At 75.3% G+C, this 19,431-nt stretch carries 20 protein-coding genes; 4 read left to right on the top strand and 16 right to left on the bottom strand.

Annotated elements, in window-relative coordinates:
- Positions 1-16: 16 nt before the first annotated feature.
- Positions 17-757: a class I SAM-dependent methyltransferase gene (locus tag ACI79R_RS08550; protein WP_456573170.1), complete on the bottom strand. Its 741-nt coding sequence runs from the start codon at positions 755-757 to the stop codon at positions 17-19.
- Complete coding sequence (locus ACI79R_RS08545; RefSeq protein ID WP_456573169.1) at positions 754-2,028, bottom strand: nucleotide sugar dehydrogenase; 1,275 nt, start codon at positions 2,026-2,028, stop codon at positions 754-756. The genes ACI79R_RS08550 and ACI79R_RS08545 overlap by 4 nt, the downstream gene beginning before the upstream one ends.
- Before the next feature lie 133 nt (positions 2,029-2,161).
- On the opposite strand from ACI79R_RS08545, the gene ACI79R_RS08540 reads away from it, so the two are divergent.
- Positions 2,162-3,181 carry a right-handed parallel beta-helix repeat-containing protein gene (locus tag ACI79R_RS08540; RefSeq protein ID WP_456573168.1) on the top strand — a complete coding sequence of 340 codons (1,020 nt, stop codon included), beginning with the start codon at positions 2,162-2,164 and terminating at the stop codon, positions 3,179-3,181.
- 41 nt (positions 3,182-3,222) lie between these two features.
- On the opposite strand, the gene ACI79R_RS08535 is transcribed toward ACI79R_RS08540, so the two are convergent.
- The 10 genes from ACI79R_RS08535 to ACI79R_RS08490 form a co-directional block, all read right to left on the bottom strand.
- A complete protein-coding gene (locus tag ACI79R_RS08535) occupies positions 3,223-4,263 on the bottom strand; it encodes a lipid II:glycine glycyltransferase FemX (RefSeq protein ID WP_456573167.1) in 1,041 nt (346 codons plus the stop codon).
- Positions 4,260-5,237 carry a glycosyltransferase gene (locus ACI79R_RS08530; protein ID WP_456573166.1) on the bottom strand — a complete coding sequence of 326 codons (978 nt, stop codon included), beginning with the start codon at positions 5,235-5,237 and terminating at the stop codon, positions 4,260-4,262. Before ACI79R_RS08530 ends, ACI79R_RS08535 begins: the two co-directional genes overlap by 4 nt.
- Positions 5,234-5,890: a sugar transferase gene (locus tag ACI79R_RS08525; RefSeq protein WP_456573165.1), complete on the bottom strand. Its 657-nt coding sequence runs from the start codon at positions 5,888-5,890 to the stop codon at positions 5,234-5,236. Before ACI79R_RS08525 ends, ACI79R_RS08530 begins: the two co-directional genes overlap by 4 nt.
- Positions 5,874-7,295, bottom strand: coding sequence for a hypothetical protein (locus ACI79R_RS08520; protein ID WP_456573164.1), 1,422 nt, complete (start codon positions 7,293-7,295; stop codon positions 5,874-5,876). Before ACI79R_RS08520 ends, ACI79R_RS08525 begins: the two co-directional genes overlap by 17 nt.
- Positions 7,292-8,848: a lipid II flippase MurJ gene (locus tag ACI79R_RS08515; RefSeq protein ID WP_456573163.1), complete on the bottom strand. Its 1,557-nt coding sequence runs from the start codon at positions 8,846-8,848 to the stop codon at positions 7,292-7,294. Before ACI79R_RS08515 ends, ACI79R_RS08520 begins: the two co-directional genes overlap by 4 nt.
- A gap of 70 nt (positions 8,849-8,918) precedes the next feature.
- Positions 8,919-9,689, bottom strand: a complete 771-nt coding sequence (locus tag ACI79R_RS08510) for a hypothetical protein (RefSeq protein WP_456573162.1) — start codon at positions 9,687-9,689, stop codon at positions 8,919-8,921.
- Between the two features lie 185 nt (positions 9,690-9,874).
- Positions 9,875-10,984 (bottom strand): DegT/DnrJ/EryC1/StrS family aminotransferase, encoded by a 1,110-nt coding sequence (locus ACI79R_RS08505; protein WP_456573161.1) that lies wholly within the window; start codon positions 10,982-10,984, stop codon positions 9,875-9,877.
- Entirely contained in the window at positions 10,981-12,060 is a 1,080-nt protein-coding gene (locus tag ACI79R_RS08500; protein ID WP_456573160.1) for a Gfo/Idh/MocA family protein, read from the bottom strand. Before ACI79R_RS08500 ends, ACI79R_RS08505 begins: the two co-directional genes overlap by 4 nt.
- A 311-nt stretch (positions 12,061-12,371) precedes the next feature.
- Positions 12,372-13,421 carry a PHP domain-containing protein gene (locus ACI79R_RS08495; RefSeq protein ID WP_456573225.1) on the bottom strand — a complete coding sequence of 350 codons (1,050 nt, stop codon included), beginning with the start codon at positions 13,419-13,421 and terminating at the stop codon, positions 12,372-12,374.
- 8 nt (positions 13,422-13,429) lie between these two features.
- On the bottom strand, positions 13,430-13,969 hold the full coding sequence (locus ACI79R_RS08490; RefSeq protein ID WP_456573159.1) for a hypothetical protein: 540 nt from the start codon (positions 13,967-13,969) through the stop codon (positions 13,430-13,432).
- Between the two features lie 163 nt (positions 13,970-14,132).
- On the opposite strand from ACI79R_RS08490, the gene ACI79R_RS08485 reads away from it, so the two are divergent.
- The 3 genes from ACI79R_RS08485 to ACI79R_RS08475 all read left to right on the top strand — a co-directional run bounded on the left by ACI79R_RS08485 (position 14,133) and on the right by ACI79R_RS08475 (position 15,298).
- Positions 14,133-14,795 carry a hypothetical protein gene (locus ACI79R_RS08485; protein ID WP_456573158.1) on the top strand — a complete coding sequence of 221 codons (663 nt, stop codon included), beginning with the start codon at positions 14,133-14,135 and terminating at the stop codon, positions 14,793-14,795.
- Between the two features lie 12 nt (positions 14,796-14,807).
- On the top strand, positions 14,808-15,023 hold the full coding sequence (locus tag ACI79R_RS08480) for a hypothetical protein (protein ID WP_456573157.1): 216 nt from the start codon (positions 14,808-14,810) through the stop codon (positions 15,021-15,023).
- Between the two features lie 104 nt (positions 15,024-15,127).
- Complete coding sequence (locus tag ACI79R_RS08475) at positions 15,128-15,298, top strand: hypothetical protein (protein WP_456573156.1); 171 nt, start codon at positions 15,128-15,130, stop codon at positions 15,296-15,298.
- Here the strand turns inward: ACI79R_RS08475 and ACI79R_RS08470 are convergent.
- The 4 genes from ACI79R_RS08470 to ACI79R_RS08455 all read right to left on the bottom strand — a co-directional run bounded on the left by ACI79R_RS08470 (position 15,292) and on the right by ACI79R_RS08455 (position 19,386).
- Positions 15,292-16,746 (bottom strand): sugar transferase, encoded by a 1,455-nt coding sequence (locus tag ACI79R_RS08470; protein WP_456573155.1) that lies wholly within the window; start codon positions 16,744-16,746, stop codon positions 15,292-15,294. The genes ACI79R_RS08475 and ACI79R_RS08470 overlap by 7 nt on opposite strands.
- A gap of 132 nt (positions 16,747-16,878) precedes the next feature.
- Positions 16,879-17,649, bottom strand: coding sequence for a hypothetical protein (locus tag ACI79R_RS08465; RefSeq protein WP_456573154.1), 771 nt, complete (start codon positions 17,647-17,649; stop codon positions 16,879-16,881).
- 220 nt (positions 17,650-17,869) lie between these two features.
- Positions 17,870-18,787, bottom strand: a complete 918-nt coding sequence (locus ACI79R_RS08460; RefSeq protein ID WP_456573153.1) for a diguanylate cyclase domain-containing protein — start codon at positions 18,785-18,787, stop codon at positions 17,870-17,872.
- A gap of 35 nt (positions 18,788-18,822) precedes the next feature.
- Positions 18,823-19,386, bottom strand: coding sequence for a hypothetical protein (locus ACI79R_RS08455; protein WP_456573152.1), 564 nt, complete (start codon positions 19,384-19,386; stop codon positions 18,823-18,825).
- Between the last annotated feature and the right edge of the window lie 45 nt (positions 19,387-19,431).

The raw sequence follows: 19,431 nt of genomic DNA, 5'->3' as shown, positions 1-19,431 counted from the left end.
CTGGTGCGGTGGGTGGTCACGGGTGGGGGGCGTGGTAGCTCCGCTCCGGTCGCTGGGCGGTCACGACCACCCACGGGCTCAGGCGCGGCAGCCGGTGCAGGCCCAGCCGTCGCTCCAGCGCCGCGCCGACCGGTACCAGGGGTGAGTCGCTGCTGCGGCCGAACGGCAACCAGCACAGGCCCCGCTCGTCGACCACCTCGAGGCCCACCGCCCGCAGCCCGGCCCGCCAGCTGCCGTAGGAGAGGCGGTAGTGGGTGTGCGGCCGGCGGTCGCGGACGCGGGCCCCGACGTCGGCCAGCGCGCCGCGGAGCGAGACCCTGTTCCAGACGAGCGTGACCATCCGTCCGCCGGGGGCCAGCACCCGGCGGACCTCGGGGAGGAACCACCCCGAGTGGGTGACTGCCTGCACCTCGATGCAGGTCACCAGCGCCACCGACCCGTCGGCGGCCGGTAGCCGCTCCTCGCCCGGGTCGACGAGGCGGACGTCGGCGGCGGGGTGCAGGTCGGCGCACCGGGCCAGGGCCTCGGCGTCGACGTCGGTCGCCGTCACCTGCCAGCCGCGGTCGAGCAGCAGGCCGGTCCACCGGCCGCCGCCGGCGCCGACGTCGAGCCCCAGCGGCGGAGCCGGGACGGCCTGCTCCGCCGCGGCGGCCGCCGCCTCGATGGCCGCCGCCTCGACGCCGGTGATGTAGCTGCCCCAGCTCCGGTCGTTGACCCAGGCCCAGTAGTCGACGCTGCCGACCGCCGGGGTGCTCACAGCCGGTCCACCGCCTCGGCCCGCACCCGGTTGCGGGTGTCGAGCACCTTCTCCGCGTGCTGCTCGAGCAGCTCCCAGGGCAGCGCGTCGTGGTCGGTGAGGACGACGACCAGGTCGGCCGCGGCGACCTCCTCCGGCGTCGGCTCGACCAGCGGCAGCCAGTCGGGCACCACCGCCGGGTCGACCAGCGGGTCGGCGGCCCGCAGCCGCGCGCCCAGCGCGTGCAGCCGCTGGGCCACGACCAGCGCCGGGGTCTGCCGGGCGTCGCCGGAGTTGCGCTTGTAGGCCAGCCCCATGAGGAGCACGGCGCTGTCGCGGACGGCCCGGCTGCGCAGGTTGAGGTGCTCGCCGACCCGCGCGGCCACGTAGTCGGGCATGTGGTCGTTGATGTCGTTGGCCGTCTCGATGAAGCGGAACGCCTGCCCGAGCGAGCGGCGCACCTGCCACGACAGGTACGACGGGTCGATCGGCAGGCAGTGCCCGCCCACCCCGGGGCCGGGGGAGAAGCGCATGAACCCGAACGGCTTGGTGGCCGCGGCGTCCACGACCTCCCACACGTCGACACCCAGCCCGTGGCAGAACATCGCCAGCTCGTTGACCAGCGCGATGTTCACGTGCCGGAAGGTGTTCTCCAGCAGCTTGGCCAGCTCCGCCTCGCGGGTGCCGCTCACCGGCACCACCTGGTCGACGAGGGTCTCGTAGAACTCGGCGACCGCCTTGCGCGAGACGTCGTCGACCCCCGACACGATCTTGGGTGTGTTCCGGAAGCCCCAGACCGGGTTGGACGGGTCGATCCGCTCGGGGCTGTAGCCGATCCGGTAGTCGCGGCCGGCGCGCAGCGGGTTGCCCGCCTCCAGCAGCGGGATGAACACGTCCTCGGTCGTGCCGGGATAGGTGGTCGACTCCAGGATGACGCAGCAGCCCGGCCGCAGGTGCGGGCTCAGCAGCGTCGCCGCCGACTCCACGTAGCGCAGGTCGGGGGCGCCATCGCGCAAGGGGGTCGGCACGGTGACCACCGCGACGTCGAAGCCGGCCAGGTCGGCCGGGTCGTCGGTCGGCAGGAACCGGCCGGTGGCGAGGGCCGCGGCGACGTCGTCGTCGGTGACGTCGTCGATGTAGGTGCGCCCCTCCCGCAGCCGCTGGACGCGGACCGGGTCGACGTCGAACCCGACGACGTCGAAGCCCACCTCGACCGCGCGGCGGGTCAGGGGCAACCCCACGTACCCCTGCCCGACCACCGCGAGGCGCTGGCGTGCGCTGCTACTCGACATCGGCTTCTCCGCTTCTCTCGCGAACGGGATTGCTGGTCAGGCCGGTCGCCCGACCTACGATGTGCCGGACGGCACGTCCGGAATGGAGGCAGCCCTGGCGGAACGGCGACGCCCAGCGGGAGCTCTGCCCGCCGTGGCGTCCGCGCTGGTGCTGCTGCTGGCCGGCTGCAGCGGGCAGGAGGAGCCGCCCGCGCCGACGGTGACCATGGGGCCGGTGGCCTGCACGGTGGCGCTGAGCAGCCCCGAGGCGGTGTCCGAGGCTCTCGCCGACGCGGTGCCCGGCACCACCGTCTGCGTCACCGGCGACGCGCTGGCCGGCACCGACCTCGTCGTCGAGCGCTCCGGCGAGGAGGGCCGGCCCGTGGTGCTCGCCGCCGAGGGCGCCCCCGTCCGGTCGGTCACCGTACGGGCCGACTTCGTCACCGTGCAGGGGCTCACCGTCGAGGGCGGCACCGGCATCGACCTGTTCGGCCACGGGCTGGTCGCCCAGGACAACGAGGTGGTCCAGGCCGACCAGGACGGCATCAGCTGCGAGGGCGGCTGCACCGACCTGCTGGTCGAGGGCAACACCGTCGTCGGCACCGACGGCACGGGGATCATCGTCGAGGGCGAGCGCATCACCGTGCGGGGCAACGACGTCAGCGCCTCGGTGCGGCGGCAGGCCGGCGACGCCGACGGCATCCGGTTCTTCGGCACCGACGTGCAGATCGTCGGCAACACCGTGCACGACATCAAGGACGACGGCTACACGGGCGAGCCCCCGCACACCGACTGCTTCCAGACCTACGACAACAGCCGGCTGCCCACCGTCGACGCGCTCGTCGCCGACAACGTGTGCCGCAACGTCGACCACCAGTGCCTCATCGCGACCGCCGAGGAGGCCGGCGAGTCCGGCGACCTCGGCCGCTCCCGCGGCCTGCGGTTCGAGAACAACACCTGCGAGGTGGAGGGCTCCCAGGCGGTGCTCGTCCGCTGGTTCCCCGAGGTCGAGGTGGTGGGCAACGGCTTCGACGGGCCGTTCCTCGACCGGGCGGCGATCTTCCTCGACGGCTCCACGGGTGCGGAGTTCACCGGCAACGACGTGCCCGACGGCGTGCCACCGGTCGAGGTCGACGAGGCCTCCGAGCGCGGCTTCACCACCGACACCGGCTGAGCGGTGACCGGCGGAGGCGGCGGGTCGGGTGCGCACGGCGGTCAGCAGAAGTACCGGTAGAGGGCGGCGCCGGCCCGGGCGGCCAGCTCGTCGGGGACGGCGGGGTCGGTGAGCAGCTCGGTGGCCAGGCGGAGCACCTGCTCCACCTCGGCCGAGCGGCCCACCGGCGGACCGCCGGCGTTGAGCGTGCAGATCCGGCTCTCCACGCTGGCCCAGCGGCGCTTGAACGCGACCAGCCCCGGCTGGTCGAGGTCGGACAGCCCCCAGTCCAGCGCCCGCAGCCCGCGCTCGTGCGCCCACCGGATCAGCGCCCAGTGCAGCGCGTCGTTGGGCCGCAGGGGCAGCGCGTCGGCCCGGGAGGCGCCGAACTTGTAGTAGACGGTGTCGCCCCACACCAGGTAGACCGCGCCGGCCACCGGGCGGCCGTCGACCAGCGCGAGCGCCGTCCGGATGGCGTCGTCGGGGGCGAAGGCCTTCCAGATCGCCTCGAAGAGCTCCAGCGGCTGGGCCAGCAGCCGGTACTTGGCCTTGCGCAGGCCCACGTGCAGCCGGTGGTACTCCCCGACGGCGTCGAGGTCGGCGCTGAGCACCACCTCCACCCCGGCCCGCTCGGCGGTGGCGATGTTGCGCCGGGTCTGCCCGCGGAAGGCGGCGGTGAGCTCCGCCAGCGGCCGGTCCAGCGGGGTCAGGTGCCAGGCGGCGGCCCCGGTGGCGGTGAACCGGGGATCGGTGGCGCCGGGGGAGTCCTGCAGGCAGCGCAGGGTGAACGGCAGGTCGCCCGCGAGGGCGTCGGCGACCAGGGCGTCCCACACCCCCGGGGCGGTGGCCACCGCGTCGGCCCGGTCGCAGAACGGCAGCGCCAGCCGGCGCCGGCCGCGCAGGTCGGCGACGTCGACCCAGGCCAGGCCGCCGATCGGGGTGCCGGCCGGATCGACGGCCAGCCGGGCCTCGGGCTCGAAGCCGTAGGTGCCGGTGACCGCGGTGAGCCATGGCGGGGAGGTGAACAGGCTGCCGCCGGGGCCCTCGGCCAGCCGGCGCCAGCGCTCGTCGGTGCGGGGGTCGACCCGCAGGACGGCGGTCACGGCAGCAGCTCCAGCGGCGGCGGGTTGCCCGCGCGCCGGGCGCCGGCGGCCAGCAGGCCGTCGATCAGGTCGTCGAGGGTGAACCCGTCGGCCGGGTGGTGCACGGCCAGCTTGCGCCGCTGCAGCTCGTCGGCCAGCTGCCCCTGGTGGTCGTCGCCGGCCTCGCCGAGGGCGGCCGACCGGCTGGCCAGCAGCGGACGCCGTCCGGCGCCCAGCGCGGCCAGGGCGGAGCCGGCGCCGGCGTGGCTGACCACCAGGTCGGCGGCGGCCATCGCCGCGGTCAGCTCGTCGCCGGGCAGGAACGGCGTGGCGGTGATCGGCAGGTGGTCGGTCGGGGTGCAGCCGGTCTGCCAGAGCACCTCGACCGGCCGGCCGGTCACCGCGGCCAGCTCGCCGTCCTCGGCCAGCAGCGGCACCAGCCGCTCGACCAGCCGGGAGAAGGGGAACTCCGCCGCCGTCCCGACGGTGACCACCACCCGGATGACGTCGCCGAGGGTCCGCGTCGAGTCGTCGGGCTCGAAGGCGTCGAAGACGCTGCCCCGGTACTCCCAGCGCGGATCCGACCAGTGCGGGTACTGGGTGTACCGGCGCACCCGGGGCATCCGCTGGAGCACCCCGCCGGTCCGCGAGGGCGCGGCCACCCGGGCGGCGCTCTCGATGTAGTGGCAGGAGACGCCGCGGGAGGCGAGGTAGGGCAGGAACCCCAGCGCGATCCCGGACCCGGTGGACACCGCGCGGGTCAGCTTCCGCTCGCGCAGCAGCCGGTGGGCGGTCGGCACGCACCGGACGACGTCGGGCACGTTGCCCACCCGCACGTACGGCACGAACTCCACCTCGCGGCCGGCCAGCAGGGCCCGGCTCTGCGCGTTCTCGTGGGTCACCCACACGGTGTCGTCGTCGGCGGGGATCCGGTCGGCCAGGGCCCGCAGCTGCTCCAGGTGGCCGCCGGTCGTGGCCAGCATCAGCGTGGTCATCGGGCGCCGTCCCCGCGGAGGAGGGAGGGCAGCGTCCGCAGCAGGATCAGCAGGTCCAGCCCCAGCCGGCGGCGCCGCAGGTACTCGAGGTCGAGGCGGAGCATGTCGAGGGTGCCCAGCCGGCTGCGGCCGCTGATCTGCCACAGCCCGGTCAGCCCGGGGCGGACGGCGAAGCGGTCGGCGTACTCGGGCGGGAACAGCTCGGCCTCCCACGGCAGGCACGGTCGCGGGCCGACCAGCGACATGTCCCCGCGCAGCACGTTGAGCAGCTGGGGCACCTCGTCGAGGCTGGTGCGCCGGAGGAACCGGCCCGAGGCGGTGACCCGGTCGTCGGCGGAGAGCTTGGTGCTGCCCTCGCAGGCGGTGTCCTCCCCGCGCAGCTCGGCGGCGATCAGCTCCCGGTGCGCGCGGTCGTCGCCGCCGCAGCGCATCGACCGGAACTTGTAGAGGCGGAAGGGCCGGCGATCCCGGCCCAGCCGCTCCTGGCGGAACAGCGCCGGCCCGGGGCTGTCCAGCCGCACCCACAGCGCGATGGCCAGCAGCACCGGCGCCAGCACCAGCAGGCCGATCGCAGAGAGCAGCACGTCCAGCGTCCGCCGGACGGCCTCCTCGCCGCGGGAGCGCCGCAGCTCCCGCTCACCCGTCGTCGTCATCGGACCTCCCACTCAGCACTGCCAGACCGACGAACAGCAGCTCCCCGACGCCGCGGAGCACCAGGTGGATGTCGATGAGCGAGAGCACCAGCACCATCCACCAGGTCGCCCACAGCGCGGAGGCGAAGGCGCCGGCGGTGTCGGCGCGGCCGGCCTGCCGGCGCGCGTGCCGCAGGACCGCCACGGACAGCCAGACGAAGGCCAGCAGCAGGGGGACGCCGCCGACCCAGAGGAACTGCAGGTAGCCGTACTCGAGGTAGATCTCCTCGCGCCACGTCTCCGGCGCCCGGAGCACCGAGTTCGGCGAGACGCCGAGCACCCACCGCCAGTCCCCGAGCCCCGGCAGGTAGAAGCTGGTGAGGTTGTCCCACCGGCCCAGCCAGCTCCGGGGGACGCCGAAGCCGTCGCCGAACTCCGACAGCCGGGTGATGAACGCGGGCAGGCCGACGACGACGGCCAGCAGCAGCACGGGCAGCAGCCGGACGGCCAGCCGGCGCAGCTGCGGGTACTGGCGGAGCATCCCGATGCCGACGATCCCGGCGGCCGCCCAGGCGGAGAACTGCCCGGAGGCGAGCACCCCGGCCACCAGCGGCACCCCGAGCAGCAGGAGCTCCCGCCGGCTGGCCAGCCCCCGCACGAACAGCGCCAGGAGCAGCGCGAGGCCGATGAGCACGTAGTCGCCGGTGGCGATCGACGAGGCGAGCGTGGTGCTGCCCCGGTCGATGGTGTCGGTGGCGTCGCGGCCCAGGTCGACCCAGTAGAGCGCGAGGAACTGCCCGATGCCCGGCACCACGATCGTCTGGCTGACGGCGATGAGCCCGATAGCCGCGGCCGTGCGGGTGATGATCCGGGCGAGCCGGAGCAGCCGGTCGTCGGTGGTGATGGTCAGCCGTACCAGCACGAGCAGGGCGACCAGCTTGCAGATCGGCAGCAGCGCGGCCAGCTCGGCGCCGGTGGGCACGCTGCCGCGCAGCAGCAGCCAGGCGACCGGCCAGAGCGTCGACAGCAGCACGAAGACGCCCAGCTGCACGTCGAGCGGCCGGAGCCGCCAGCGGACGTCGTCCCCCCGGACGTAGCGCAGGTAGCCCCCGATCGCCGCCCCGGCGACCAGCAGCGCCAGCACCGCCTCGTTCGGCCGGATCAGGGGGATCAGCCGGTCGCGGTCGATGCCGGCCAGGAACGGCGTGGTGCCGAGGTAGAGGTAGACCGCCCACTGCGGGAAGAGCGCGGCGACGGTGACCAGGACCAGGCCCAGGGCACCGAGGGCGGCGAACGGTCCGACGAACGCGGCCGCGGCGCCGAGCACGCCCGCCGCCAGCAGGCCGAGGAGCAGCGGGACCAGCCACGGGCGGGGCGCGCGACCGGTGGCCTCGCCGGGCGCCGGCCGGGTCAGGACGGCGGTCACGGCGTGCCCGCCCGGGTGCGGACCAGCAGGGACAGCGCCCCGGCGAACACCGCGGTGGCCAGCAGCGCGGCCGCGGCCAGCACCACGAGCTCGCGCAGCAGCGGACCGCCCTCGCCGGCCAGCACGCGGCCGCCGGCCAGGACGGGCAGCATCGCCGCCGCCGCGGCGACCGCGATCGCCAGCCGCCGGCCGTCGACGGCACGCTCCGGCCGCACCGCCCGGCCCACCCGGGCGATCACCGCCGCGGCCCCGGCGGTGTCGGCCAGCAGCACCGCGCAGCACAGGCCGGCCAGCCGGGGGAGCCCCGCGGGCAGCAGCAGGGCCAGCCCGGCGGCGACCGCGGTCACCGCGAAGCCGATGACGCCGGCCACCTGCGGCCCCCGGACGTCGAGCCGGGCGTACAGCGCCTGCCGGCCGATCTCGTGGAACCCGCTGGCCAGCTGAGCGACGCCCATGACGGCGATGCAGACCGTCAGCGTGGCCAGCAGCTCCTCGGTGCGGGCCTCGCCCGCGGCCAGCACGCCGGCCACGGTGCCCGGCCAGGTCACCAGCACGCAGAGCGCCGGGAGCCCGGCCACGGTGCCGTAGAACAGCGCCTGCCGCCACGACCGGGCGAACCCGGCGCTGTCCCCTCCCTTGACCGCCGCCGACATCCCGGGGAGCACGGCCGTGGTCACCGCCCGGGCGCCGATCGCGGTGGGCACGGCGTAGACGGCGAACGCCATCTGGAACACCAGGGCACCGCCGGGCACGGTGGCGGCCGCGGCCAGCAGGAGGAAGAGGCTCGCCGCCGGCATGGCGGCGACGACCACCGAGCTGCGCAGCCGGGCGGCGACCGCCCGGGACTCCGGATCGTCGCGCCAGCCGCGGGCCGGGCGCAGCGAGAGGCCGACCCGGGCCGCACCGAACAGCTGCAGCCCGGTGTGGATCGCGACCGACAGCGTCGCTCCGGTGCCCAGCAGCAGCACCGCGCCGAGCGGCACCTCCCCGACGTCGGGGGGCCGGCCGTACACGACGGCCACGGCGGCCATGGTGGTGATCAGGCCGACGTTCTCCACCGCGGGAGCGGCCGCGGCCAGGGCGAAGCGGCCCCGGGCCTGCTGGACGGCCGCGCCGGCGGCGGCCACGGTGTACAGGACGATCTGCGGGGCGACCAGCACCAGCAGGACGACGGCCAGCGAGTGCGCCCGCCCGCGGTCGGCCTCGGGGACGCCGAGCGTGAGCACCCACCCCAGGCCCACCGAGACGGGCACCAGCGCCAGCGCGACCAGCCCGGAGGCGCGGACGAGCATCCCGCTCAGCCGGCGGACGTGCGCGGCGGCGTCCGCGGCGCTGTGCTCGCGCAGCGTCCGCACGACCGCGGGCACCACGACCAGCGCGAGCACCTGGCCGGCGACGACCGCGTAGACCAGCGAGGGCACCTGGTTGGTGGTGAGGAACGTGTTGGCCAGGTGGGTGGGGCCCAGGACGGCGCCGATGACGACCACGCGCAGCAGCCCGGTGGCCCGGCTGGCGAGTGTCCAGGCGGCGACCGTCGCGGAGTTCCGGGCCACGGAGGCGGTGCCCGTGACCCCCGGCGGCTCCGCCGGCCGCGTCGTCCCCCCGATGGCCACGGCCGACCGCTCAGGGACGCGGCCGGGTCAGCCGGCGGGCGACGAGGGCGGTGACGAGCAGGGCCACGACCAGGCCGGATGCCGCCCCGGCGGCGGTGGTGACCACCGGCTTCGGACTGACCGGGTCGGCGTCGACGTACGGGGCGACGAGCACCTCGGCGGCGGGCCCCGCGAGGGCGGTGAACTGCAGCTCGTCGAGCTGGGTGCGCAGCCACTGCTCCCGCTGCACGAGGGCCGCGAGCTCGCCCTGCGCCCCGACCGGTCCGGCCTGCACCAGCGCGATCCGCTCGAGCACCTCGGTGAGCTGGGCGTCCAGATAGTTCTGCAGCTCCGACCGGGCGTTGTTGTCCGACACCTCGAGGTAGCGGGCCACGATCGCGTCGAGCAGGCCGCGGGCTCGGTCGGGGTCGGTGTCGGTCAGCTCGACCCGGATGACCTCGCTCTCCTCGACGACCGTGGCCGACAGCTGCTCGGCGAGCGCGGGCACCGGGCGGTCCCACTCCTCGGCGACCGGGTCGAGCACCGTGCGGCTGGTCAGCAGCACCAGCTGGGTGCTGAGGTTGCGGTCCTCCCGGAGGAAGCCGGTGGGCTGCTCCTGGGTGAGCGAGTACAGGATCTCCGCCCGCGCCGCGTACACCTCGGGCATCCGCGACGCGACCAGGTACCCCGCGGCCGCCCCGCCCCCGGTGAGCACCAGCACCATCAGCACGAGGAGGAGGGCGGCCCGCCGGCTGAGCCGGCGCCGGGCCGGCCGCTCCGGCTCGCGATCCTCCGCCACCACCGGTGCGCGGCCTCCGCCCCGTACCCCGGCGCCATCCGTGCGACCGCTCCCGTCGGGCCGGCTGCGGCGGTCGCCGGTGCCGCTGCGCCGGTCGCCGGGCCGGGCCGACCGGCCCGTGTGCCCGTTGACCGCCGGACCGCTGTGGTCCGGCGGTGCGACGGTCCGTCCGCCATTGGCCTTGGCCGTCACGGCCCGACCACCTCCGCCACGACCTCGCACACCCGGTCGACCTGGTCGGCGGTCAGCGTGGGCGACATGGGCAGGGAGAGGATCCGGTCCGCTGCGGCCTCCGCGACCGGCAGCGGGCCCTCGGCGAACCGGGCGTACGCCGGCTGCCGGTGGCAGGGCACCGGGTAGTGCACGCCCCAGCCGATGCCGGCGGCGTCCAGCGCGCTGGTGACGGCCCGGCGGTCGTCGACCTGCACCACCGCGAGGTGGTGCACGTGCTCGGCCGCCGGGTGCTGGGCCACCGGCCGGCAGCCCCCGGGGAGCATCTCGCGGTAGCGCGCCATGGCCGCCCGCCGGGCGGCGTTGTCCTGGTCGAGCCGGGCGAGCTTGGCGGTGAGGACGGCAGCCTGCAGCGTGTCCAGCCGGCTGTTGCGGCCCGGGACCTCGTGCGCGTGGTGGCCGCCCGGCGTCCGGCCGTGGTCGGCCAGCACGCGGATCCGCCGCACCAGGTCGGCGTCGTCGGAGACGACCGCGCCGCCGTCGCCGAGCGCGCCGAGGTTCTTGCCGGGGTAGAAGCTGAACGCCGCTGCGACGCCGGCGCTGCCGGCCCGCACGCCGTCGAAACGGGCGCCGTGCGCCTGCGCGGCGTCCTCCACCAGGGCCAGGCCGTGCCGGCGGGCGAGCTGCCCGAGCGCGGCGACGTCGGCCATCTGCCCGTACAGGTGCACGGCCACGACCGCCGCCGTCCGGGGGCCGATCGCTGCGGCCACCGCCTCGGGGTCGACCTCGAGCGTGTCGGGCAGGACGTCGACGAACCGGGGCCGGGCGCCCACCGCGCAGACGGCCTCGGCGGTGGCCACGAAGGTGTTGGCCGGCACCACCACCTCGTCCCCGGGCCCGATGCCCAGGGCGCTGAAGACCAGCTCGAGCGCGTCGGTGCCGTTGCCGACCCCGACGCAGGACCGGGTGCCGCAGTAGCCGGCGAAGCGGGCCTCGAACTCGGCCACCTCCGGCCCGCCGACGAACCGGCCGTGCTCGACGACGGTCTTCCACGCGAGGTCGAGGTCCTCCCGGACCAGCTCGGTCGTCCCCGGCAGGTCCAGGAACGGGATGGGCGCGGCGCTCACGACGCGAGGGAGGGGGTCGACACGAGCGGGCGTGCGGCCGGCTGGGCGGCCCCGCCGGTCAGGTCGCCGACGGTGGCCTCGGTGGCCCGGTCGGTGGCGGCGAGGATCTCCACCACGGCCAGCCCGCGCTCGCCCGGGGTCAGGGGGCAGGCGCCGGTCCGGACGCACTCGACGAAGTGCTGGTCCTGCTGCAGCAGCGGCTCGTTGAACGGGATGTAGGGGGAGACGATGTCGCCGGTGCGGTAGCTGACCGGCAGGGCGTGCGCCGCGGCCGGCCCGTCGATCGCCTCGACGTCGACACCCACGTCGTAGATGCGGATCCGGTCGGTGTCGGACATGTCGTCGTAGACGGCCATCTTCTGCTCGCCGACCACGGTGACCCGCCGCACCTTGGCCGGGCTCAGCCAGCTGACGTGCACGTAGGCCCGGGTGCAGGAGCGCGGGAAGTCCAGGCGCAGGTAGGCGACGTCGGCGTGCTGGCTGCTGATGTTGCTGTGCGCCCAGACGGCCGCGGACGTCGGCAGGTCGTCGAGGATGTAGGAGACGATCGAGATGTCGTGCGGCGCGAGGTCCCAGATGACGTTCACGTCGCTCTGGTAGCGGCCGAGGCTCAGCCGGGCGGTGTCCACGTACAGGATCCGGCCCAGCGCGCCGGAGCGGACGAGCTCCCGCAGCTTCCAGACCGCCGCGTTGTACTCGAACGTGTGCCCGACCATCAGCTGCACGCCGCGCCGCTTGGCGGTCTCGACGAGCATCTGCGCGTCTTCGACCGAGGTGGTCAGCGGCTTCTCGACGAGCACGTGCCGGCCGGCCTCCAGGGCCTGGCGGGCCAGTGCGGCGTGGCTGCCCGGCGGCGTGGCGACGACGACCGCGTCCACGTTCCGCAGCGCCTCGCCGAGGTCGGTGCAGAGGTCGGCGGCGGGGTAGCGGGCCGCGGCCTCGGCCAGCCGGGCCGGGGAGGCGTCGACCACCGTGACCGCGACACCGGGCATCGTGCTGAGCACCCGGACGTGTTTGGAGCCCCAGTAGCCGTAACCCACCACCGCGATCCGGCTGCGCTCGCCCAACGTACCCATGGAGTCCTCCCCGCACGGCCATGCGGGGTGGATGTCGGGGCCGCGCGGCAGCCCAGGCGCTCCCCCGTGGGATGCGGCCTGAGGAACCGTGCAGCGGTGTTCCCCCCGCTCGGTACGACGAGGGGAACGTTGGTATGGCGGTGACGGAGAGTCAACCGGTTCCGGCGTTCGCCGGTGTTCTTCGCCTCAAATACTACTGACGGTAACTTTCATGAGAGTTGCTGTGATTTCGCCCACAGGCGTGTCGGAACCGGTCAAGGGCCCTTGGGCCCTTGCTCTGGCCCCGCCCGCCGGCCTCGGGCGGGTCGACGTCAGCCGCGGGTCCAGTCCAGCAGCTCGTCGGCGGTCCAGGTGTTGACGACGCGGTCCACCGGGACGCCGGTCTGCACCGCCCGCTCGCAGCCGTTGCCCTGCCAGTCGAGCTGGCCGGGGGCGTGTGCGTCGGTGTCGATGGCGAACTCGCAGCCGAGCTCCACGGCCAGCGAGAGCAGCCGCAGCGGCGGGTCCAGCCGCTCCGGGCGGGAGTTGATCTCGACGGCGACGCCGTTCGCCACGCAGGCGGCGAACACGGCCTCGGCGTCGAACTGGCTCTCCGGCCGGGGCCGCTGGGTGCCGTTGCGCTGCTTGCGGCCGATCACCAGCCGGCCGGTGCAGTGCCCGAGGACGTCGGTGTGCGGGTTGGCGACCGCGGCCAGCATCCGCTCGGTCATGGCGGCCTTCTCCGCCCGCAGGTCGGAGTGGACGCTCGCGACCACGACGTCGACCCGGCCGAGCAGGTCGTCGGTCTGGTCGAGCGAGCCGTCGACGTTGATGTCGCACTCGATGCCGGTGAGGATCCGGAACGGCGCGAGCTCCTCGTTGAGCTCCGCGACGACGTCCAGCTGCTGCTCCAGCCGGGCCGCGGTGAGCCCGTTGGCCACGGTCAGCCGGGGCGAGTGGTCGGTGAGCGCCAGGTACTCGTGGCCCAGGCCGATGGCCGCCTCGGCCATCTCGCGGATCGGGCTGCCGCCGTCGGACCAGTCCGAGTGGCTGTGCAGGTCGCCGCGCAGCGCGGCGCGGAACTCGGCGACGTCGTCGGCCAGCGGCACCAGCTCGGCGAAGGTCTCCTCGAGCCGGGCGAGGTACTCGGGCACCTCGCCGCGGTGGGCCTGCACGATCGCGGTGCCGGTCTTGGGCCCGATGCCGCGCAGGTCGGTGAGGGTCTTGGTGCGGATCCGCCGGTCGAGCTCGGCGTCGTCCAGGCCGTCGACGACGGCCGCGGCCGTGCGGAACGCCGCGACCCGGTGCGAGGGCTCGCGGGCGCGCTCCAGGAGGAAGGCGATCCTCCGGAGCGCGGCCGCGGGCGGGAGTGGCTCGTTCAGCGTCGGGCCTACTTCTTGACTCGCTTCTGCGCCTTCTTCTCGGCCTTGGCCGCGCGCTTCTGCGCCTGCGCGAGGCTCTTCTCGGTGGCCGCCGAGGCCTTCTTCGCCGCCCGGCGGGCCCGGTAGCCCACCGACGGCCGGCCCTCCGTGTCGACGGCGGCCAGCAGCAGCCCGCCGAGCAGACCGCTGTTCTTCAGGAAGTTCGAGATCTGCCCGAAGCGCTCCTCCGGGTCCTCGTGCTCCCAGAAGCGGTGGCCGGCCAGGGTGGTGGGCACCACCGACGCCGACAGCACCAGCGCGGTCAGCCGCGGGAGCTTGTTGAGCGCGAACAGCGAGCCGGCGGCCACCTTGACGGCGGCGTCGACCTTGACCCACTGCTCGACGTCCTTGGGCACCTCGACCGGCAGCTGCTTGTCGGCGGTCTCCGCGATCTTCTCGACCACGGGGCGGGCCCCGGGCACGCGGTCCTGCGGCTTGCGCAGGGTGCTGATCCCCCCGTAGACGAACGGGGCGGCGAGCAGCGGCCGGGCGATCCGGCGAACGATCATGGGAGTACCTCTTCCGTCGGTCGTGGACTCGTCGCGGTGCTCCCTGCCCCGGAACGGGACGGGACACCCCTGATCGGACCGTAGTGAGGTCGGTGCGACTCCGCTGGGTCAGGGCGCGTCCGGGGTACTCCCACGCGGCGCGCACGGCGGGGATGATCGGCGGGTGCTCCGCCGCCCGGCTCCGTCGCCGTGGCCCCGGCTGCGCGACAGCTGGTGGGTGTTCGCCCTCGCGCTGACCGCCGTCGGACTGTTCGCCGTCGGCTTCCTCGTGCGGCTGCGCTGCACCATCGGCTCCTGCGTGGCCCCGCCGCTGGGCCGGCTGCTCGACCTCGACGCCGTCGGCGGGCTGCCGCGGCTGTTCACCACCGGGCTGTTCGTGGCGCTGTGCCTGGTGGCGCTGGCCGCCCGCCGGGCGACGACGGGGGCCGTCGCGCTCTGGTGGACGGCGATCGCGCTGGTCGGCGCCGGGCTGGCGCTGGCCAAGCTGGTCAGCGTGCACGCAGCCCTCAAGAGCGGGCTCTCGCCGCTGGTCACGCTGCTGTTCGGGATGGCCGTCACCGTGCCCGCGCTGATCGGGCTCTGGGTGCTCGGCCGGCGGTGGGGGGTGCGCGGCGCGCGGCCGGTGGTGCTCGCGCTGGCGGTCTACGCCGGCACGGCGCTCGGCCTGGACCTGGTGACCTCGGGGGTCGCGCTGGTGCAGGCGAGCGTCGGTCCGCTGACCGTGGCCGGGGCGGCGTTCGTGGAGGAGCTCGGGGAGGCGCTGGCGGCGCTGCTGCTGCTCGTCGTCGTCCGCTGGCAGCTCCCGGCGCGCACCGACGCGCCCTGACAGGATTGCGGGGTGGCCGAGCAGATCCAGCGGGTGCGCCGGCGGCTGAGGACGGTCGACCAGACCTGCTCCCTCTGCGGCCACCGCGGCCTGGACCTGGTGGAGTCGGTGCGCAAGCTGCGGGGTGTGGCGCTGCTGCAGCCGTGGCTGCGCGACGCCCGCCGGTACACGCTCTGCCCGGGCTGCGGCGCGCGGGCCGAGGCGCCGGAGGCGCGCCACCGGGCGTGAGGTGCGGCTGCGGCCTCGGCGGCGTCCCGCGCGGGTGAACGCCGTCCCCTGAACGGGTCGGACCCGTCACGGTGCGTCGCCGGCAGCAGGCAGGATCGGCTCCCGTGTCACCCACTCGCGCTGGTCGTCCGCTCCGCCGCGCTCACTCGCTGTGGCGGCGGATCGCGGCGTCGGCCGTCGTCCTCGCCGGCGCGGCTGCGTTCCCGCTGGTCGCGCACGCCGCCGCCTTCGACCCGGCGCAGGACCCGTTCCCGCACTCGGTCAGCGGTCAGTAGGCGCCGTCCCCCCGGAGCACGGCGCGCACCGTCTTGGCCAGGATCATCAGGTCGAACGCCAGTGACCAGTTCTCCACGTACCGGACGTCCATCCGCACCGAGTCGTCCCAGGACAGGTCCGACCGGCCGCTGACCTGCCAGAGCCCGGTGAGCCCCGGCTTGACCAGGAAGCGCCGGCGCATGTCGACGCCGTAGCGCTCGACCTCGCCCGGCAGCGGGGGGCGCGGACCGACCAGGGACATGTCCCCGCGCAGCACGTTGAGCAGCTGCGGCAGCTCGTCGAGCGAGTGCTTGCGGAGGAACCGCCCGACCGGCGTCACCCGCGGATCGGCGCGCAGCTTGAACAGCACGCCGTTGCCGTCGCCGGTGCCCTCGACGGGCGGGCGGTCGGCGTCGACGACCATGCTGCGGAACTTGAGCATCGAGAAGGTGCGGCCACCGCGGCCCACCCGCTCCTGGCGGAACAGCACCGGGCCGGCGCTGGTCACCTTGACCGCGACGGCGATGCCGACGAGCACCGGCAGGACCGCCAGGACGCCGAGCAGGGCCGCGCTGCGGTCGAAGGCCTCCTTCACCAGCCGCCGCACCCCGCGCAGCTCCGGACGTTCCACGTGGAGCAGCGGCAGGCCGCAGGTCGGCCGGATCGACACCCGCGGCCCGGCCAGCTCGGTCACCGCGGGGGCCAGCAGGAGCTCGGCGCGGGTGCGTTCCAGCTCCCAGCCCAGCCGGCGCAGCGCGGAGCCGTCGAGCTCCGGCGTCGGCAGGACGGCGACGGTGTCGACCTCGTAGAAGTCGACGACCGCCGCCACCTCGTCCAGCCCGCCGAGCACCGGCAGGCCGTCGAAGACCCGGTCGCCGGTGGCCGGGAGGCAGCAACCGACGACGCGGTAGCCGTGGTGCGTCTCGCGGCGCATCTGCTCGTGCAGGGCCGCGATCCCGTTGCGGTGGCCCACCAGCAGCGTCGTCTGCAGCGCGCGGCCCTGCCGGCGCTGCCGGTGCAGTGCCTTCCGCGCCGCCTGGCGCCAGGCGAGGGTGAGTAGGCCGGCCAGCGGGATGGTGACGACGACGAAGCCGCGGGCCACCGCCAGCTGCAGCGCCCAGGACCCGAAGCCGACCGCGGCCAGCACCATCGCGCCGGCGGAGGCGACGCGCCGGAACTCCTCGGGGCCGTCCCAGAGGAAGCGCTGCTCGTAGCTGCGCGCCAGTGACATCGCGGCGATCCAGACAACGGGCAGCAGCACGGCGAGGCCCGGCACCACCATCGGGCGCACGCCCGGACCGGGGCCGAGGGCCAGGGTCAGCGCCGTCGCGATGGCGGCGCACGCGGCGTCGCCGGCGACCAGCCGCCGGACGTACGCGGTGCGCCAGGCGCGGCGGGCGACCGTGCCGTCGCCGCGCAGGTGTGCGGCGGAGACGACGACTGCCTCGGAGTTCTTCAGCGGCCTCATGCGGGGGTCCTTCGTCGGCGGGGCGCACGACGGCGCCGGGCGGCGAGCGGAGGGGACGGGTCGTCCCGGAGGGGAGCGGCCGGGCGGTGGACGCCGGGCCACGGGGGAGCGCGGGCGGAGGCGGGCCCGCGCTCAGTCGGGTCGGGACCCGGGGTCGCCGGCGCCGCCGGTGCCGCGCTCGGCGGAGCGCTCGATCTGGCGCAGGGACGACGGCGTCGCGGCGGCGTCGGCCCCCGCCGCGGGGACCGCCGGCGGCAGGAAGAGGTCGTCGTGCGCGCTGCCGGAGGCGATGGCCGCCGAGGAGCCGCTCATCGCGGGCCCGGCCGGTGCGGGCGGCACGACCGGGACAGGCGGCGCCGGGGCGGGCGGCGGCGCGATCGGGGGGACCGGTGACGGCGTCGCGATCGCGGCGGGGGGTGGCTCGACCGGGGGCGGCGGCGCGGGGGAGGCGACGACGACGGGCGGTGCGGGGGGCTCGTCGCACAGCGGGGCAGCGGGTGGTGGCGGCGGCGGGGCGGCCTCGACCGGAGACGCCGCGACGGGGACGACGTCCACCTCGAGGGTCGTGGTGGCCGGCTCGACCGGGACGGTCTCCGGCGCTGGTTCCGGCGCCGGCGTATCGACCGGGGCGGGTGCGGGCGCCGGGTCGGCAGGGGCGGGGTCCTCGGGTTCCGGCGTCGGCTCGGGGTCCGGTACCGCCGACGCTTCCTCGGGGGCCGGGGCCGGCTCGGGGGGCGGGACGACGTCGGTGGCCGCTACCGGCTCGGCCGGGGGCTCGGGCGCGGCCGCCGTGCTCTCCGGCTGGACCAGCGGGGCGGTGGCGTCGGTGCCCTCGTCGGCGGAGGCGGAGCCCGCGACCACGACGAGCAGCAGCCATCCGGCCGCGGCGAGCAGGACGGTCATCAGGAGCCGGCGCGCCGACGTCCTGCCGGTCCCGCCACGGGGGTGCTCGGGGATGACCGGCACCCCCTTCCCGCTGGCTGCCGGGCCGGGCGGCCCGGGCTGGTGTCCGGCCGTCGAGAGTGGCAGATCGCCACGCTGCGTCAACTCGATCGTGAACTGTGCAGCGGTTTTGCGATACGAGGCCGGTCCGTTCTCACTCTGCGTGATGCGGTGAGCGCGGTCAGGGTCGGACCGACGGACGCTGGCGGGTCTTGAACCGGTACATGCGCCGGTCGGCGCGCGCGATGAGGGTGTCGGGGTCCTCGCCCGGACCGGCGGTGGCGCTGCCGATGCTGATGCCCGAGCGGAGCACCCGGCCCGCGCAGAGGAACGGGTCGCGCATGCGCGCGGTGAGTGCCTCGCTGAGCAGGCGGACCTCGTCGTCGTCGGCAGCGGGGCGCAGCAGGACGAACTCGTCCCCGCCGAACCGCGCGACGACGTCCCTCGGCCCGGCGACCTCGCTGATGCGGGAGGCCATCTCCACGAGCAGATGGTCGCCGACGACGTGGCCGTGCTCGTCGTTGACCGCCTTGAAGTCGTCGACGTCGCAGAACAGCAGGCCGCACCCGACTCCGGTCACCGGGTCGAGGACCTCGCGCAGCGCGTCGAACAGCACGCCCCGGGACGCGACGCCGGTGAGGCTGTCGGTCGTGGCGCGCAGGTGGAGCGAGTCGAGGTGCCGGCGGTTCTCGGTGACGTCGACGCCGATGGTCGCCACTGCCACCGGGCGGCCGGCCGCGTCGCGGATGACGGAGTTCTGCATCGAGATGCGCCGGCGGGTGCCGGCGCCGGTCAGCCAGTCACCCTCCTGGGAGTGGGCGACGCCCTCCTGGACGGCGGTGGCGACGGCGTGCCGGGCCAGGGCGTGGTGCTCCGGGACGACGTAGACGTCGCAGAAGTGCTGGCCGAGCAGCTCGGCCTCGGTGCGGCCGGTGAAGCGCTGCAGGGCGGCGTTCGCGTGCAGGATCAGCCCGTCGGGATCGAGGACGACGACGAGCGCCGGGCTGCTCTCGACGACGGCGCGGGCGAGGTCGAGCCCGTCGAGCGCGCGGGCAGCCGAGGTCCGTCGTGCCGGCGCCCTCGGCTCGGGTACTGCCACCGGACCAGTGTGCACGTTCGGTGAGGGTCGAGTGGCTAGTCGTAGGGGTTGGTCAGGACCGCGTGCGCCTCGAGCACCGTGAAGGTCACCGGCGGGCCGTCGGTCGTCGTGGTGCCCGGCACCTCCTCGCTGGCGCCGCCGTCGACGCTGAAGGTCGCGCCCCAGGTGGTGGTGAGCGAGGCCGTGTAGGTGCCGGCGGCGTAGTCGTGCGTGACGGTGTGGTCGGGATACGGCGCGCCGGGGTCGGTGGTGGTGAGGTGGGCGCCGTCGCCGGTGTGCCAGGTGTAGCTCTGCGCGGTGGCCACGATGTCGACGGTGAAGCCGCGGATGTCGACGGTGAAGGTCTGGGTGACCGGGTCGTCGGTGAAGAAGACGACGGGCAGGCCGACCAGCGCGTTGCCCGGGGGCTGCTGCTGGGTGGTCAGCCGGGGGAGCGGGAGTTGCTGGAAGTAGCGGAAGACCTCGGCGGGGGAGGGAGCGGGATTGAGTTCGGTGATGTCGACGCAGGTGGTGATGAAGCCCTGCCAGGAACCGACTGGCGAACCGACGGGCGCTCCGGGCGCAGCCGAGATGCCCTCTGCGGTGGTCCCGTCCGGCAAGACCAACAGTCTGCGTTGAATCGTGAATAGCTGTACGACCCGCTC

It is taken from the genome of Blastococcus sp. SYSU D00820 (assembly GCF_054050695.1).
The sequence above is the reverse complement of the archived record's forward strand: the minus strand, read 5'-3'. Positions and strand labels throughout refer to the sequence as shown.